This window comes from Massilia sp. BSC265 (assembly GCF_000740675.1).
Classification (GTDB): domain Bacteria; phylum Pseudomonadota; class Gammaproteobacteria; order Burkholderiales; family Burkholderiaceae_D; genus Telluria.
On record NZ_JPXI01000029.1, the window covers coordinates 305,374 to 320,505 of the forward strand.

The following is a 15,132-nucleotide window of genomic DNA, read 5'->3' on the forward strand; positions in this document are numbered from 1 at the left end:
TGGCTGACAATGCACTGTGCAGATGTGGCCACTACCTTGAGAAGTAAATGCATGGAAGTCCATATCTCATCCGTACCGTCGTTGATTGCAAGCACAAGAACTACTAGTCCAAAAACATTACTACTTCAGAAGCAGGTTAATAATCTATTTATCCTGGTGGTTAACTTTGATCTGAAGCTAAGGTCTGCGCCGTAGGCACGGTCTTCAGCTAACCGAGGCCGAACAACGCTAGCAGTGTCGGGTAGGCATACCGCTCGTACTTCTTGAGTGTTCGCGTTGAGGGCCATAGGTACTGATGCCCAGGGAACTCTGCGACTGGTATAAGGTACACCTGCTCAGAGTGATCATTACTCTGATCCATACGTACCCAAATAACGAAATCAACTGCTGGGGTATGTGTGAGTGTTACTTTCCAACATGGATGACTGCGCTCGTATCTGCACCGCGTGCATAGTAAACGAACCATGACGCCGTTGATTCTCCAAGTGCGCGGCGTGAGAGACTCGACCTGGGCGCACGCTAGACTGATGCATCGTTTAAGCTCATTTGTCATATCTCGAGTAACGCAGCGAAGGCGATACCTAGTGATGGTGGCTCGAGACAGCGACGGCCAGTTGACACCAGCTAGTCCCATGGCCGACACGAGGCCGTTAAAGCGTAAGGCATACGATTTCACCGAAGGCACGTTGCTGGCATTGATCAAGTCCGGTGTCACTCTACCGTGCTCAACCATAATGTCACGGAGCGCATCCAGCATCTCGTCATCAGTCCAGTGCTTACGGCGACGTCTGCGTTCTGCGCGAGCTTGTTCAAAGCGTTCGCGCGACACTACGCCTTCAAAGGCGCTTTCCCGCCTGATCCACTTGAGAGGATTATTTGCCCTTCGAACGCTATGCATACGTTGTGTACCGCGGTTGAAGACCATCGTGCCAACGTACTTCTCATTAGTCAGAACCTGCTTTACCAGATGAGCAGACCAAGGTCGATCAAGTCCGGTGGCAATACCTTCACTGTTGAGCCTAGCCGCAATGCCAACATCGGGTAAGCGCTCATCTAAGTACATCCCATAGATTCGATTAATGACAGCCAGCTCTTCGGCCGGCCCTGGAACGTAGGTGACGCGATCGCTTGGCATATTCTTGCGCTCACCTAATCTGAGAACACCTTTTGGTTGCCCAGTGGACGAGAGCACCATGCGTCGCAGACCGTAGCCTGCTGTTCCTCCCTGCTTGAAGCCTGCCTCAGTGAGACGCACCTGAGCAGCAAACACCTTAGCAGACAGTTCTCGACTGTACTCAGCGGCCATTGCTCGCTTTATTCCCTTGAGGATCGTCTCCAATGGCGACCCATCGTTCGCGAAAGGCTCGGCGCAGTAGGCAACTGCTATACCTACCCGACGACACGCAAATTCATAGTAAGCGCTCTCGTCAACATCCTGGAAACGTCCCCATCGGCTAACATCGTAGACTAAGACGACTTGAAAGTTAGCTCGACCAGATTGAATATCGCTCAGTAGTTGAAGAAGGCCTGCTCTCCCATCAATGGTCAGTCCGCTTCGCCCTTTGTCGCAGTAGATCCGAACAATCTCAAGGCCCTTGGACGCCGCATATTCTCTAAGTACAGCTTCTTGATGGTCTGTAGAGTAATTCTGGTGCTCGGTTGAAGCGCGTACATAAAGTGCCGCAGAAGTTGGAAGAGTGCCGCTCATCCTTCCCTCCTTGGTAACTCCGCAAATAAGGCAACTATGGAACGATCGAATGCTTAGTCATGAGGCGATAGAGCGTCATGCGTGAGAAACAGGGGTCGCGCGCGGCCTGGCTAATATTGTTGTCGCACTTGGTCAGGCTGTTCCAAATGACGGGGCGCTCGGCCCTGCCGTGCGAATGATTGAGGCCGTCACGCCGGACGATGGCGTCGTCGTGGGGGGCAGCTCGAGGTCTTCCGGCATGATGAGGTGCTCTCGCCCAGCTAACCTTTAGCCTAAATTATCAAGCCGTCTGCAAGCTAGGTTGATACTGATCAGGGATCTCGCGCCCAAGAAAAAATTTCTTTCTTGCAACATAAAGCGCTTCATGACTCGGCACCCATCAGTTCGATGTTGAGGTAAATCAAGTCGCCGCAGGAACTTATTTGTATGTTGCTGTGCTGTTCGCTACGATCAAGATGTTTCTCCAATTTAACACCGCTTTTCGCAAAGGCAACTTCATATAAGACTGGAGACGGACATGTACACAACAGCTCGGCAGATTGAAGAAATCGTTCAAACGACAAAGCCACGCGTTCACGGGCGCAACGAATTTGTTTTGAGGGAGTCGCTCCGTGCACTTGTCCGGCTAGCCCAGAAGGAATATGAGCTTGAACTTCGCAAGAGTGTTTCGCTTGCAACTGGAGAAAAAATCTCAGCTACAGATAAAAAGCGGGCAAAAGCTGAGATAAAACGAATACAAGCAGGGAGTCTGAACCTCCAAGGCCAGCTGAAGTTTTAGAGGTGATGGTTGTAGTCGTTCGGTGCCGGTATATTTCCCGACCGCCGGCTCCGGTAGAGCACAATGTGCAAAGTAGGTGTGATCTGTACAAACTGCGCCAGATCACACCATCTCAAATCGTCTCGCACATTCCGCAGTCAGTTTTTGAGCTATCGCATATTGCACTAGTTCACTCATGTTGGCGCATCGGAGCTTAATCAATATGCGTGTTTTGTGACTACTTACGGTCTTCACGCTAAGTCCTAAGTGATCCGCAACCTTTCCTATACGCCATCCACACACTAGCAGCGAAAAAATCTCGGCTTCACGCTTGCTGAGCGAATTGTGTAAACACTTGCTTTTATTAGGAAGTGAAATCGCAAATTCTTCGGCAAGTTGTTGATTAATGTGTACCCTACCCGAGTTGACGTTCAGTAGTGCTTGAACAAACTCGTCTGGTTGGCAGTTCTTCTTCAAAAAGCCTCGCGCGCCATCTCTTAAAGCTTTCTCGCCAAACCTGATTTCGTCGCGTTCTGCAAATACTATAACATTGGTGCACGGAGCCGCGGCTCGTGCCTGGGCGATCAGATCATTATTATTATTCGCGCGTTCTAGCATAGGATCAAGAACTAAAATGTCATAATTTTCACTCGCGAGTCTTTGGAACAATTCGGGCCTCGTCCCGGCATCAGTCAAACAAGCTCCAATATTAGCCTTTTCAAGGACTGAACGGATACCTAATCTAGTAGCTGCGCATTTGTCGGCCAGTAGAATTTGCATTTATATCCTCGATGCATATATGACATTAGGAATCTAACTAAATCTAACTCAATTTCAACGTTTCTGGAAATAAGAAACTTGATCTTTGATAATACGGCGGAGCAGATTAAGTTGTCTACTCATGCTTAAGAGAGATTGAACACCATCTCTTCACCGAGAAATTTCGCAATGGAAACTAAGTTGATTAAGGACATGAAATGTTGATTGAACGCATCGAGCATGTTGCCTTACATCCAGCAGTCTTAGCAATTGCAGTCGAGCTAATAATCTACCCTGACCGGCGCAGCAAGTACTCCGACACCGTGCTGTCCTTAGCTAGGGAAGCGATATTCGAAATTGAGAAGCGTTTCGCTGAAAAAGCTCCACCGAGCAGTTCTGACTAACATCAAGCTAAGGCTCGCGACAGCATATAAGATCATTAATGGCGAGGTAGCAAAGAGGATATGCTGTGGTCTGCAAAACCGCACACGCAGGTTCGATTCCTGCCCTCGCCTGATTGAAGTCAAATCTCACATGAGCGCAACTATCTCTTCTCTAGCCTGGAATATGTGCTTGGCTACATCTCCTGTTGAGCAAGCCATTATTTCACTAATCTCTGTGTAATCGCATCGTTCAGCTTCGAGAAGTACAAGAGCTAAATATGAGCGCAACGTGATTTTTCGTGCCTCAATCGGGGCATCACCTGCAAATCTCTCTACGAATAACGGCTCGTCAAGTCTGCGTCGTAGCTTTGCGAGCACCTTTTGACACGCGGTTGCAATTGATCCGCGCAAGTTGTCATCGTTAGTTATTCGCTCAATTGCGATTTTAAATAGCCACGTCTTCACCTCCATATTTACACTGAGGTTCTGTAGTTCTTGATAAGCATCTGCAAAGATTTTCAGTGTCAAGTCTTCTGCCTCCTCATAATTACTGACAATAAGACTTATGAAATGAAATACTTGTGCTTGGTGTCTATTGGCAAATTGCAGAAAGGCTGTTAGATCGCCACGTTTAGCGCATTCAATTAAACTCAAGTCTGAATATGTTTGCATGGTAAATTTATTTGGTTTGTATAGCCCTTGTTGTTCATTTAGGTTATACCCAACAGTTTTACCCGACAGGAGTTAGATCAAGCGGATCCATCTTCGATCTGTTGAAGCCATGAGCTATCCAAAACAACTGAGGAAAAGCGCTGCCAGATCGCGGCCTACGACGCCGCCGCCGTCTTAGCCAGCAAGCTGGCTCTCCGTTTCGATGTCTCGAGCGCTAATATCTTGGGGATCCTGAAACCGGCTGGAGAAGTCTGGGCGCAAAGCTAAACTCTCGCCAGCGAGCTTTCTGCGAAAGGCGGACAAGTGCTGCTATGGGTCGATTTCGGCCGTTTGCCGACGGCGCTTGACACGGATTCTTGCCGCCGCCGAGTGGCAATTTTGCTTCATAACCTGATGCATTTTTCCTGCAACGGACGGATGCGGAGGCGGCTCAGTACAAGAAGTGTCGCCGCACTGGCTGCGCCACACGTTCGCAAAAGCGTTGATCGCGAAGGGACACGATATCCGCGTGGTGGCGCAGTCGCTCGGCCATGCGAGCGTGACGGCCACGATGCGCTACACCAGGCAGAGCGCACTTGATAAGATCCGGAAGTATGAGCGCGAGGGGGCGACGATATGGCGACCCAGTAGTTGAGTAGACTCCAGTAGTGCGGCATACTTGAGCGTTCCGGCAGCGAATTCAGGGAAACGGCGTCCTGTGCTGTTCAACGCATCATTGACATCATGAAGATCGACAGAAACTGGCAAGCGAAGTTCGACTGGAATGCATACGACGATTACAAGGAAGCCTGGGTCGAACACGACCGACTGCGTCAATCGAACTCGTTGATTGGATGGATCTATATTGGCATCGATACGCGGAGACCGGGTGAAGTAAAGGTTGGCAAGACCACTGGTGAGCTTGGGACCAGAGCGAGCAGCACGCAAAATCCGTACTACACGCTTTTTCACGCGTTCAAGGTGAAAGAAGGCCTCGCGCCGCACATAATTGGTTCCATCGAGGAATCAACTTTCGCAATGTTAGACGGCCAATACGACCGGGTCACACATTGGGGCTCGAATAAGAAATCCGAGTGGTTCAAGGCTCGGCCTGGAAGGCTACTTTTGTCGCCAGAGGAAATGGCTGAGGTCGTATCTGAATTTCTCTATCAACACTACAGCAGTAGCATGTATTGCTATTACTGTCCCGATCGTGATATCGGTGTCATCCATGGTTGGCACAATCCGCTTGTCAGGGGTAATTTACCGCCTTACCAAGCGCTAGATCATAGCAATCCGCCGGTCGCGTTCGAATGTTATCTGCCAGGGGGCTGTGGGCTCGACTGCAATTGCTGGTAACCCGCGCACCCTTCTAGCAATGATTCAAGTAGGCTCTCGCCCTCGTGCGAGGGACGAATGCACTGAGTGACCGTATTTAGGTAAACTTTTGGCCACCTTCACCGAGTGGGTATATTTAGGTACATCGCCGCTAAAACTTCCGTCGGCTTTTTACCTAAAACCTATCCCGGATACTCCACGGGCCATAAATCAAGGGCTTAGCTCAGCTTACAGTGAGTAGTTTTAGGTAAGAGCACTACTCCTTCGGGTCCTGAACATGTCCAACACCGGAGACACGGTTGGCCTGCCATTCGCAGCCAAGTCCCGCCGACCCAAGTTGCACGCCCCGCATGCCATCTGCGCGGCCTCGGCTTGTTCAGGCGCCACCCGCACTGCAGGAGGAATCATGAAAACATTGCTTGTTCCGTGCGACGGCTCCGAAAACGCCCTTCGGGCTCTCATGCATGCCGCCTTGAAGGTCCAGGACAGCTGCGTCCCCGTCAAAGTGGACCTGCTGCACGTGCTCGATCCGATCAGCTTCCGCGCGCCCGACGCCGTCCTGTCGTCCGAGGGTCTGCGCCGACTGCACCCGAGGGAAGCCGAACGCGCACTGCAAGCGGCACGCGCGATGCTGGGAGAAGCCGGCATTGCCTTCCGCGAGTCCTGCCGGATCGGGCAGCCAGCCGATGAAATAGCGGACCATGTGCGCGAGCACGGCCACGCGAGCATCGTCATGGGGACACGTGGCCTCGGCCCGGTCGCCAGCCTGGTGCTGGGGTCGGTTGCGAGTCGGGTGGTGGGCCTGGTGCGCGTGCCGGTCACGCTCGTCAAGTAGCGAAACACGCCGTATTGTCCTCCCTGCCCCGATCCCGGAACCAGCCAAGGAGCCCGCATGCAGAACGCGCAATCTACCCCATCCAGCCGACCGGTACGGGTCGACATCGCCCTGCAGGGCGGCGGCGCCCACGGGGCCTTCACCTGGGGCGCGCTGGACCGCCTGCTGGAAGACGAGGACCTGGTATTCGACGGGATCAGCGGCACCAGCGCCGGGGCCATGAACGCCGTGGTACTGGCCGACGGCTACGCGCGCGGCGGCGGAAAGGCCGGGGCGCAGCGCGCGCTGCAGCGGTTCTGGCGCGCCGTCAGCGACATGGCACGCTTCAGTCCGCTCCAGCGCTCGCCGCTGGACAGCATGATGGGACGCTGGTCGATGGACGGCTCGATCGCTTACCTGTGGTTCCAACTCGCCAGCAATCTGGTGTCGCCCTACCAGTTCAATCCGGCGAACCTGAACCCGCTGCGCGAACTTCTCGTGGGCCTGGTCGACTTCGACCGGGTACGCAGCTGCGAAGAACTGAAGCTGTTCATTTCCGCCACCAATGTGCGAACCGGGCGCGCGCGCATCTTCCGGCGCGCCGAGCTCGGCATCGACCACCTGCTGGCCTCGGCCTGCCTTCCCCAGCTGTACCAGGCGGTCGACATCGACGGCGAGGCGTACTGGGATGGCGGATACATGGGCAACCCGGCACTGTTTCCGCTGATCGACGAAACCGCCGCACACGACCTGATCATCATCCAGGTCAATCCGGTGCTGCGGCCGGAGTTGCCGCGTACGGCCGTGGAGATCACGAACCGGCTCAACGAGATCACCTTCAACGCCAGCCTGGTCCGGGAAATCGCGTCGATCGTGCTGCTCAAGGAACTCATCGATGAAGAACGGATCGACCGCGCGCGTTTCACGGAAATGCGCCTGCACCAGATCGACGCCGACGAGGAACTCCTGCGTCTGAGCGTCTCCAGCAAGTTCAACGCCGACTGGAATTTCCTCCAGTACCTGCACGGGGTCGGATACTGCGCCGCCAACCGCTGGCTCGCCACCAACGCACAATTCCTGGGAACCCAGTCGACCCTGAAGTTGGCTTGACCAGTGTTCGAAGCCGGCGGCAGGGTGCGGAAACCAAACCAGCGGAATCGACTCAAAGGATGGTGACGCCACCACCCTGGGGCAAGGTGGAGCGGTTTCTACCGCCATGCGCCGGTGTCGACCATCTGCTCCATGCGATGGCGCCCTACTACGCGGTATCGTTCGATGATGCCCTTGGTCTGGTGCCGATTGGCAGGCAGAAGCACACGCGATCCTCGCGCACGCAGCCGAGCACCATGGTGCGCCACGCACCGAACAACTTCCCAGGGAGGCGCGGTGAAGAAGATCCTTGTGCCTTGTGACGGTTCCGACAGTGCCTTGCGTGCAGTCCGCCACGCCGCGGCCGAGGCGCAGTCCCACTCCACACCGGCACGGCTCGAACTGCTGCATGTCATCGAGCCCGAAGCGGCTGCGAAATTTGTGGAACAGCATCCGCTTGCCGCGTCGCAGACGGCCGCAAGCCCGGACACGCCGTCCCCGCCCGCCGTCACGCAGGCCTTGCACGCTGCTACCGGCATCCTCGAGCAGACCGGCGTTGCCTACGACCTACATTGGCGTGCGGGGCATCCCGCTCCCGAGATCGCCGCCCACGCGCAGGAGCACGGCTGCGAGGAGGTGATCATGGGCACCCGCGGCAGGGGCGCGCTCGCCAGCCTGGTGATGGGGTCCATCGCGACCCAGGTAGTCCGCCTCGTGGATATCCCGGTCACCCTGGTCAGGTAGCATCGACCCCGACTCGCCTTGCGGTGGGAGCATGAAGAAAATACTCGTCCCAAGCGATGGATCCGAGAACGCGGTACGGGCAACTCCGCCATGCCGTCGCCTATGTCCGGCGGTCGGGTCCCGCCCGGGTCGATCTCGTACACGTGCTCGACCCGCACCGCCACCGCGCCAAGGCATCCGTACTGTCGTCCGATGAGCTCGCCCGGCTCGCACCTGACGATTTCCAACGTGCCACCGACGCGGCCCGGCAGATCCTGGATGCGGCGGCAATACCCTACCGCCTGCACTGCCGGGCCGGCGATCCGGCGAGCGAGATCGCCGCACAGGCGCGCGAGTCCGGCTGCGACATGGTCATCATGGGGACACGCGGGCTGGGCCTCATGGGAAACCTGGTGATCGGTTCTGTCGCATCCCGGGTCGTGTGCTACGTCGACGTTCCGGTCACTCTCATCAAATAGGCTCCGCGCGGCGGGCCACCGGCCGTGCGTCAAACCGCGTCCAGCCGGGATACCCGCCCTTCCGGCGCAAACTCCACCAGCGACATCCTGGCAGACAGGTCGCGGTGCGACACCGCGCGCCGTACATGGCCGGCGAACGCGACTGATCTGCTCGGCTTGGACTGCCCCGGCCGCCGTCCTTGGTGGCCGGTTTTGTAGCTAATCGAGGCAATGCGTGGGTTAGTTACATTTTTCGTGCTATAGTCTCCGCACACCCAATTCCGTTTCCATCATGGCCACGCTTTCATCCTGGGACGACAACCCGACCAAGGCCTTCGATGCCTTTGTCGTCAGCCTCGACTTTGCCGAGACCGCCAAACGCCTGCCGGCCGACGGCAAGCTCAAGACGGTCTCGAAGCAATCCGTCGCGATCTACGCGTACATGTTCCGGAGTTTCTGCAACTGGATGACGGAGCAAGGGAAAACCTTCTCCACGATCGACCAGGCCGATATCAAGCGGTTCATCAACCGCGCCGACGAGCATGGCCAGGTCATCAACAGCAAGATCGCCTACCGTTACCTGCGCCTGCTCGAGCGCTGCTACCAGCACCTTGGCGCCGATCCGAACCCGGCGCGGCAGGCGATCCTGGCGACTGGACCGGCCGAGTTCAAAAGGGACGACCCCGGCCGGGCACTGTCGGAGGACCAGCTGCGCCGGTTCTTCGACGCCCTGCCCTCGGCGCCGGTGCGCCTGCGCCGCACGACTCCCTTCGACGGCTGGAAGCGCCGGCGCGACCGCGCCATGCAGCTCGTGATGGCGCTGGCCGGGCTGCGGGTGTCCGAGGCGATCGGCCTGCTGCTCACCGAGGTCGGGCAGCAGGCCGATCTCGACGGCGCCATCGAACTGACCATCACCCCGAGCCAGAAGCATGACACCAGCCATGAGCACGTCACCCTCCTCCCGCGAGAAGGCGCCGTCGAGCTGCAGGCCTGGTTGAAGGAGCGCGCCGAGATGGGTATTCCGGGCGATTTCGTCTTCCCTGCCAATACGGAGGGGCGCAGGATGATCAAGAAGACCGTGTACATGCAGGTCCGGGCCACCTTCGAGCGTGCGGGCATCGACCCGTCCCGGGCGGGCGGACGCACCTTGCGGAATACCTTCGCCCACCGGAAACTGGCCGAGGGCGCGGCGCCTAGCGAGCTCAAGGACACGCTCGGCCTGGCGCTGGAGCGGTCCGCTGCGGACTACAAGTTCGCGCGTGTCAAGCCGGATGCCGGAAGCTGATACCGTATTTTGCCCGCCGCTTTACCGCATACCCGTACTGTACCGGCCAGTGCGGCTCCTCCTCGAACGCATGCCGGGCTTTCAGCGCCCAGTACGGCTCGCGCAGCAGTTCCCGCCCGAGCAGTACGAGGTCGGCGTCGCCGCCGGTGACGGTGTCGTCGGCCTCCCCCTGGGTGCAGGGTCATTCCCCGATCAGTCGACGGATAGCGGGCGCGATCGGCAGGCGCTTGAACATGCCGATGTCCGTGCCTCCGGTATTCCCGGTCGGGACGATCCCCACGGCCGATCCCAGGGCGCCAAGCACGATGCGTACGAGCTGTCCCCAGACCTCCGGCACCGAGCGGCGCTTCAAGCCGATCTTCAGCATCCAGTAATGCGCCAGCACGTGCGGGACAAGCTGCCGCTGGCCTAGCACATGGGCTGTTTCAAGGTGCCGGAAGGCCTGTATCAACAGTCCATCGCGATACAAGCGGCCGGCTGCCGCCATCTCGGCGTCGAACGCCTGCCGGCGCAGGTCCCCCGGCACGCGCCGCTTCGATCCGGATGCCACTCCACGCGCGGCACAGGCTGCCGGTCCGGTTCTCCCCGTAGGCTCCGGCACCGGCTCGCTCCGCGCCGCGCTGCGCCGCTGTACTTTGCGGTAGCGACAGAACAGGCAGCCGGTAGCGGCCGGCGAAGCCGGGCCGGACGCGAACGAGGCCTGTGGCGGGACGCCGGCTCCTGCCGGTCGCGGGCGCGCGGATGTCGTCGCGCCGGCGCTGGACGAGGAGTTTCGGGCTGGGTCGGGGACGGCGGTAGGTGGCTGGACCATGGTGAACCTCATGAACAATGCTTGAGTAACACTGTAAACCTTCCAATAATGGGAAGGTCAAGCCCTGGCCGCCATGCTCCAGAACGGCGGAACCGATGTCCAGCGATCCTGCGCCTGCCCGTTACGGGCAGTGCCGGCGCATCGCTTCCCTATGCTGGCGGCAACCGGGCGACATCCCGCCCGGTTGCCGCTCCAACGTCGCCTGCCCCGCTCCCTCGTTGGGCGCGTCCGCCATGTTCCGATGCATTGCGCACATCGTTCCTTGGTCGGCGTGCCCGGTCGCGCCAGCGGCCGTGCCCCCGCGCCGAGGCTGAAGGGCAGCCCACAGGTTCCTGAAACGCCGCACATATGTCGAGCAAGCACCGCGCCGAAGATGTCGACAGCCGTAGGCGTACCGTCTTCCGCGGCGGCTGCATGCGATTGCCTGAAATATGTATGTGGCCTGTTCGTGCAGGCTTGGTTTTCCCACCCATCGCCGGGTCCTTTCGGCAGCTCATCCTGTTGCACCGTTGGTAAACCCACGCCGATTGTCGGGTCCGCCAATCGTGCGCCGACGCGGCCCGCCTATACTCGATTCACGTCCAGGGCACTGGGCATCCAATCGAGGAGGCCGCGATGAAACGTATTTCCGCAGCAGCGATGTCCCTGGCGCTGCTATCCCTTCCGCCCATTGCCGGCGCCGAAACGCTGAGTTTCGAAGGCAGGATCCCATCGTCTCGCGCCGTAGTGCGGATTCCCATCACACTGGCCAACCCGCTCTCCGGCGTGATCGTCTGGACCGATTCCTACGCGGGCGGGCAGGCTTTCGATCCGATCACGGCCCTGTGGCGGGATGGCGTCCTGCTGGGCGAGAACGACGACGGGCCGGGATTGATGCCGGGCCAGAGCTGGTTCGATTCCGGGCTGCGCCTGGGCACACTGGAAGCGGGCGACTATCTGCTGACCATTACCAACTTCAACAACTTCGCCAATGGCAGCCTGCTCGCGGATGGCTTTCGTTTCGACGATCCCCTCTATCCGGCCTTGAACCTGAACAACTGCTTCGGTAGCGACAATTGCCCCGGCAACTTCTGGCGGGTCCATTTGCAGGATGGCTTCATGCCGCCGGCGGTTCCGGAACCCGCACACGCCCTCCTGTTCGCCGCCGGCACCGCCGTTCTCGCGGCAGCCCGGCGCCGGCGCATACGCTCTTCCCAAGCTACCTGAATGGCGCCGCCGAACAGCGTGCGGCAGCCATGCGTTCGCACCGTGCCAAAAGAATAGTTTGGCGAAAGTGCATCCAAAACGCTGCGTCCATCGTAGTGCCTGTATCCGCATTGCGCCGTGTCGTTCCGGCTGGCGCAGTGGAAACAGGCAGCACCCATCTTCAACTTCTACGACAGGACGCGACATGAACAAGCACAGCTTTGCCAAACTCATCCTTGCTTCAAGCATCGCCGCTGCACTTGCCGGCTGCGGCAGCAGCGACGACGACAAGATGGCCGCCCCTCCGGCCGCGCCCCCGCCACCGGCCGCCGTGACGGCGGGCGACCTGGTGGTCCTGACGTCCGGCGACCGCCTGGTCTCGTTCAACCGCGACACCCCCGGCACGGCGCGCACCTCGGTCGCCGTCACCGGCCTGCAGGCCGGCGAGAACCTGCTCGGCATCGACTACCGGCCGGCCGACGGCATGCTCTATGGAGTCGGCAGCGGCGGGCGGATCTATACGCTCAACCCCGAAACCGGCGCCGCCACACTGAAGTCCACCCTGGCCGCCGACGCCACCGATGCCAGCGCCCCTTACACTGCACTGGCGGGAACGGACTTCGGCGTCGACTTCAACCCAGCCGCCGACCGCCTGCGCCTGGTCAGCAATACGGGGCAGAGCCTGCGCATCAATGTCGATACCGGTGCGACCACGACCGACGGAAACATCAACGGCGGGGCTGCCAACACGGCGGTCACCGGCTCGGCCTACACCAATTCGTTCGCGGGCACGACAAGCACCACGCTGTACGCGCTCGACAGCGCGACCGACACGCTGTACGTGCAGAACCCGCCCAACGACGGCACCCTGGCGACGCCGGTAGGGCTCGGCGTCGATGCCGGGGCCGTGAACGGATTCGACATCGATGGCCGTACCAACGTCGGCTATGCGGTGATGACGGTCGCCGGGGCGCGCGTGCTCCATACGATCAGCCTGTCGGCCACGGCGAATGCCGCCACTGCCGCCGGCGCGCTGGCCTTGACCGAGGATGTGCGCGGACTGGCACTGCGGGCGACACCGGCGCCGATGGTGCTCGGCCTGACGGACAACGGCCGCATCGTGGCCTTTCGGCCTGCCACCCCGAACACGCTGAGCGCCGATGTCGCGCTTGCCGGCTTGAACGCGAACGAGACCGTCGTGGGCATCGACTTCCGCCCGCGCGACGGATTGTTGTACGGGATCACGTCGGCGGCGCGCATCGTGACCATCGACGCTGTCACCGGCGCGACGACGGTCAAGGCGACCCTGGCCGCCGATCCGGCCGACACCAGCCAGCCCTACGCCGGCATGGTGGGCGGCATGTTCGCGGTCGACTTCAACCCGGTGGCCGACCGCTTGCGCGTGATCAGCGACCGCGGCCAGAACCTGCGCATCAATGTCGACACCGGCGCGACCACCACCGACGGCGAGATCAACCGGACCGGGGCGATGCCGATGGTGACCGCGGCCGCCTATACCAACAGTATCCCGAATGCGGCGACGACCCAGCTGTTCGACATCGACCTGGAGAGCGACAGCCTGGCCCTGCAGAACCCGCCGAACGAGGGCAGCCTGGTCAACGTCGGCCCATTGGGCGTGGCGGTGGCGGGCGATGCCGGCTTCGACATCGCCGGCGGCGCCAATGGCATCGCACTGGCGGCGCTGCGCACGACGGCCGGAGGGCCGTCCTCGCTGTACCGGGTCGACCTGGCAAGCGGCGCCGCCACCCTGGCGGCCGGCACTGCGAACCCGGCGCTGTCGGTAGCGGGCGCCAAGCTGGGCCTGCGTGACATCGCGATCTCGTTCAGGTAAGCAACGGCGCCGCCTTCTCGCAAGGGGCCTCAGATCATCTTGACGGCGCGGCCGATGAAGAGGATCGGTCCGGTCGGGCGCCCGATCGGCGACCCGGCCGGCGGTTCGAGGGTGATCTCGAACAGCTGGTTCGGCTGCAGCGGCGGCAGCTTGCCGAGCGGGACCTCGACCGCCTTGCCAGGCTCGACCAAGCCCAGCGACACCGGCCCGGCCCAGCCTTCCGCCTTGGTCCATAATTGCAGCGCGCGCGCCGGCGGCACCGCGGTCGGACGCAGAGGAACCAGGCGCAGTCTGTCGTCGCCGGCGGACTGCAACACCCAGCCCGGCGCCATGTCCTGCGGCGCGGCCAGCACGACCATGTAGCGCGGGGCCGCCGGCTCCGGCGGCTGCACGGTCAAGACTGCCATCGCGACAGCCGCCGCAAAGCCGGCCGCCGCCAGGGCGCGCCAGAGGTTGAGCCGCTCCCGCCAGCCGGGGCGCGGCGCCTGCGGCGACGCCCCTCCCTGCTGGGCCAGCGAACGGGCGATGCGCGGCCACAGCTGCGCCGAGGGCTCGACCGGCTCGACCAGCTCCGTCAGCGGCAGCAGCCGCGCTTCCCATTCGGCTACGGCGGCGCGCAATGCCGGATCGTGGGGCAAGGCCGCTTCCAGTTCGCGCCGTGCGCGGGCCGGCAGGGTGCCGAGTACGTACTGGCCGGCCAGGTCATGCGGATCGCGCTTCGCCTCGGCGCTCATCCCATGCACTCCCGCAGCGCGCTCAGCCCGCGCTTGATCCAGGCTTTGACCGTACCGAGGGGCGACCTGAGGCGCTCCGCGATCTCGCTGTGCGAGCAGCCGTCGACGTAGGCATACAGGATACTGTTGCGCTTGGCTACATCCAGCCCGACCAGGCAATCATGCAGGCGCCCGATGTCCTGGCGCAGCGCGAAAGCGTCTTCCATCCCCGCATGCTGCCCGGATGCCGTAGCGATACGGTCGAGTTCATCCTCGTCGGCGGCCACCTCGTGTTCACCGCTGCGCGCCAGGCTCAAGGCCTGGTTGCGCACCACACTGTAGATCCAGCCGCGTCCCGCGCCGCGAGCCGGATCGAAGCTGGCCGCCTTCGTCCAGATGTTCAGGAAGGCGTCGTGCAGCACCTCCTCGGCGATCTGGCGGTGGCGCACGATGCGCAGGGCGACGCCGAGCAGGCGTCGGGCGTCGCGCTCATAGATGCGGCGCAGCGCCGCCTGCTCGCCACGGGCGCAAGCGGCAAGCGCCGCCTCATAATCGAAATCCGCAGCGGTGCTCATGCGGGACGTCGCTGATGCATCGGAGACTCCA

The 15,132-nt window shown here is 60.4% G+C and carries 17 protein-coding genes and 1 tRNA gene; 12 read left to right on the forward strand and 6 right to left on the reverse strand.

Annotated elements, in window-relative coordinates; translation table 11 throughout:
- Window positions 1–208: 208 nt before the first annotated feature.
- Window positions 209–1,708: a recombinase family protein gene (locus tag MA09_RS24055; protein WP_081897492.1), complete on the reverse strand. Its 1,500-nt coding sequence runs from the start codon at window positions 1,706–1,708 to the stop codon at window positions 209–211.
- 517 nt (window positions 1,709–2,225) lie between these two features.
- Between MA09_RS24055 and MA09_RS24515 the strand changes: the two genes are divergently transcribed.
- A complete protein-coding gene (locus tag MA09_RS24515; protein ID WP_152594599.1) occupies window positions 2,226–2,486 on the forward strand; it encodes a hypothetical protein in 261 nt (86 codons plus the stop codon).
- 102 nt (window positions 2,487–2,588) lie between these two features.
- Here MA09_RS24515 and MA09_RS24060 read toward each other — a convergent pair whose 3' ends face one another.
- Window positions 2,589–3,245 (reverse strand): response regulator transcription factor, encoded by a 657-nt coding sequence (locus MA09_RS24060; RefSeq protein ID WP_081897493.1) that lies wholly within the window; start codon window positions 3,243–3,245, stop codon window positions 2,589–2,591.
- 197 nt (window positions 3,246–3,442) lie between these two features.
- On the opposite strand from MA09_RS24060, the gene MA09_RS24520 reads away from it, so the two are divergent.
- Both MA09_RS24520 and MA09_RS08525 read left to right on the forward strand, forming a co-directional pair.
- A complete protein-coding gene (locus tag MA09_RS24520) occupies window positions 3,443–3,628 on the forward strand; it encodes a hypothetical protein (RefSeq protein ID WP_152594600.1) in 186 nt (61 codons plus the stop codon).
- Between the two features lie 40 nt (window positions 3,629–3,668).
- Window positions 3,669–3,739 (forward strand) — tRNA-Cys (locus MA09_RS08525).
- A gap of 15 nt (window positions 3,740–3,754) precedes the next feature.
- Here MA09_RS08525 and MA09_RS24065 read toward each other — a convergent pair.
- Window positions 3,755–4,279 carry an RNA polymerase sigma factor gene (locus tag MA09_RS24065; protein ID WP_081897494.1) on the reverse strand — a complete coding sequence of 175 codons (525 nt, stop codon included), beginning with the start codon at window positions 4,277–4,279 and terminating at the stop codon, window positions 3,755–3,757.
- A 442-nt stretch (window positions 4,280–4,721) separates the two neighbouring features.
- Between MA09_RS24065 and MA09_RS25580 the strand changes: the two genes are divergently transcribed.
- The 7 genes from MA09_RS25580 (at window position 4,722) to MA09_RS08555 (ending at window position 9,965) form a co-directional block, all read left to right on the forward strand.
- Window positions 4,722–4,913 (forward strand): site-specific integrase, encoded by a 192-nt coding sequence (locus MA09_RS25580; RefSeq protein ID WP_036246891.1) that lies wholly within the window; start codon window positions 4,722–4,724, stop codon window positions 4,911–4,913.
- Between the two features lie 89 nt (window positions 4,914–5,002).
- Window positions 5,003–5,617 (forward strand): hypothetical protein, encoded by a 615-nt coding sequence (locus MA09_RS24525; protein ID WP_152594601.1) that lies wholly within the window; start codon window positions 5,003–5,005, stop codon window positions 5,615–5,617.
- A gap of 385 nt (window positions 5,618–6,002) precedes the next feature.
- Window positions 6,003–6,431 carry a universal stress protein gene (locus tag MA09_RS08535; protein ID WP_036246893.1) on the forward strand — a complete coding sequence of 143 codons (429 nt, stop codon included), beginning with the start codon at window positions 6,003–6,005 and terminating at the stop codon, window positions 6,429–6,431.
- Window positions 6,432–6,488: 57 nt separating this feature from the next.
- Window positions 6,489–7,520, forward strand: a complete 1,032-nt coding sequence (locus tag MA09_RS08540; RefSeq protein WP_036246895.1) for a patatin-like phospholipase family protein — start codon at window positions 6,489–6,491, stop codon at window positions 7,518–7,520.
- A gap of 276 nt (window positions 7,521–7,796) precedes the next feature.
- Window positions 7,797–8,243 carry a universal stress protein gene (locus tag MA09_RS08545; protein WP_036246897.1) on the forward strand — a complete coding sequence of 149 codons (447 nt, stop codon included), beginning with the start codon at window positions 7,797–7,799 and terminating at the stop codon, window positions 8,241–8,243.
- Window positions 8,244–8,299: 56 nt separating this feature from the next.
- Window positions 8,300–8,701 carry a universal stress protein gene (locus tag MA09_RS08550; RefSeq protein ID WP_051933294.1) on the forward strand — a complete coding sequence of 134 codons (402 nt, stop codon included), beginning with the start codon at window positions 8,300–8,302 and terminating at the stop codon, window positions 8,699–8,701.
- A 271-nt stretch (window positions 8,702–8,972) separates the two neighbouring features.
- The gene (locus tag MA09_RS08555) at window positions 8,973–9,965 is read left to right on the forward strand and encodes a tyrosine-type recombinase/integrase (RefSeq protein ID WP_036246899.1); all 993 of its coding nucleotides are present in this window, start codon (window positions 8,973–8,975) and stop codon (window positions 9,963–9,965) included.
- 181 nt (window positions 9,966–10,146) lie between these two features.
- Here MA09_RS08555 and MA09_RS24835 read toward each other — a convergent pair whose 3' ends face one another.
- The gene (locus tag MA09_RS24835; RefSeq protein ID WP_036246901.1) at window positions 10,147–10,491 is read right to left on the reverse strand and encodes a DUF3703 domain-containing protein; all 345 of its coding nucleotides are present in this window, start codon (window positions 10,489–10,491) and stop codon (window positions 10,147–10,149) included.
- Between the two features lie 900 nt (window positions 10,492–11,391).
- Between MA09_RS24835 and MA09_RS08565 the strand changes: the two genes are divergently transcribed.
- Entirely contained in the window at window positions 11,392–11,982 is a 591-nt protein-coding gene (locus tag MA09_RS08565) for a DVUA0089 family protein (RefSeq protein ID WP_081897499.1), read from the forward strand.
- A gap of 184 nt (window positions 11,983–12,166) precedes the next feature.
- A complete protein-coding gene (locus tag MA09_RS08570; RefSeq protein ID WP_036246905.1) occupies window positions 12,167–13,813 on the forward strand; it encodes a DUF4394 domain-containing protein in 1,647 nt (548 codons plus the stop codon).
- 29 nt (window positions 13,814–13,842) lie between these two features.
- Here MA09_RS08570 and MA09_RS08575 read toward each other — a convergent pair whose 3' ends face one another.
- Both MA09_RS08575 and MA09_RS08580 read right to left on the reverse strand, forming a co-directional pair.
- Window positions 13,843–14,547 carry an anti-sigma factor domain-containing protein gene (locus MA09_RS08575; protein ID WP_036246907.1) on the reverse strand — a complete coding sequence of 235 codons (705 nt, stop codon included), beginning with the start codon at window positions 14,545–14,547 and terminating at the stop codon, window positions 13,843–13,845.
- On the reverse strand, window positions 14,544–15,101 hold the full coding sequence (locus MA09_RS08580; RefSeq protein ID WP_036246909.1) for a sigma-70 family RNA polymerase sigma factor: 558 nt from the start codon (window positions 15,099–15,101) through the stop codon (window positions 14,544–14,546). Before MA09_RS08580 ends, MA09_RS08575 begins: the two co-directional genes overlap by 4 nt.
- Between the last annotated feature and the right edge of the window lie 31 nt (window positions 15,102–15,132).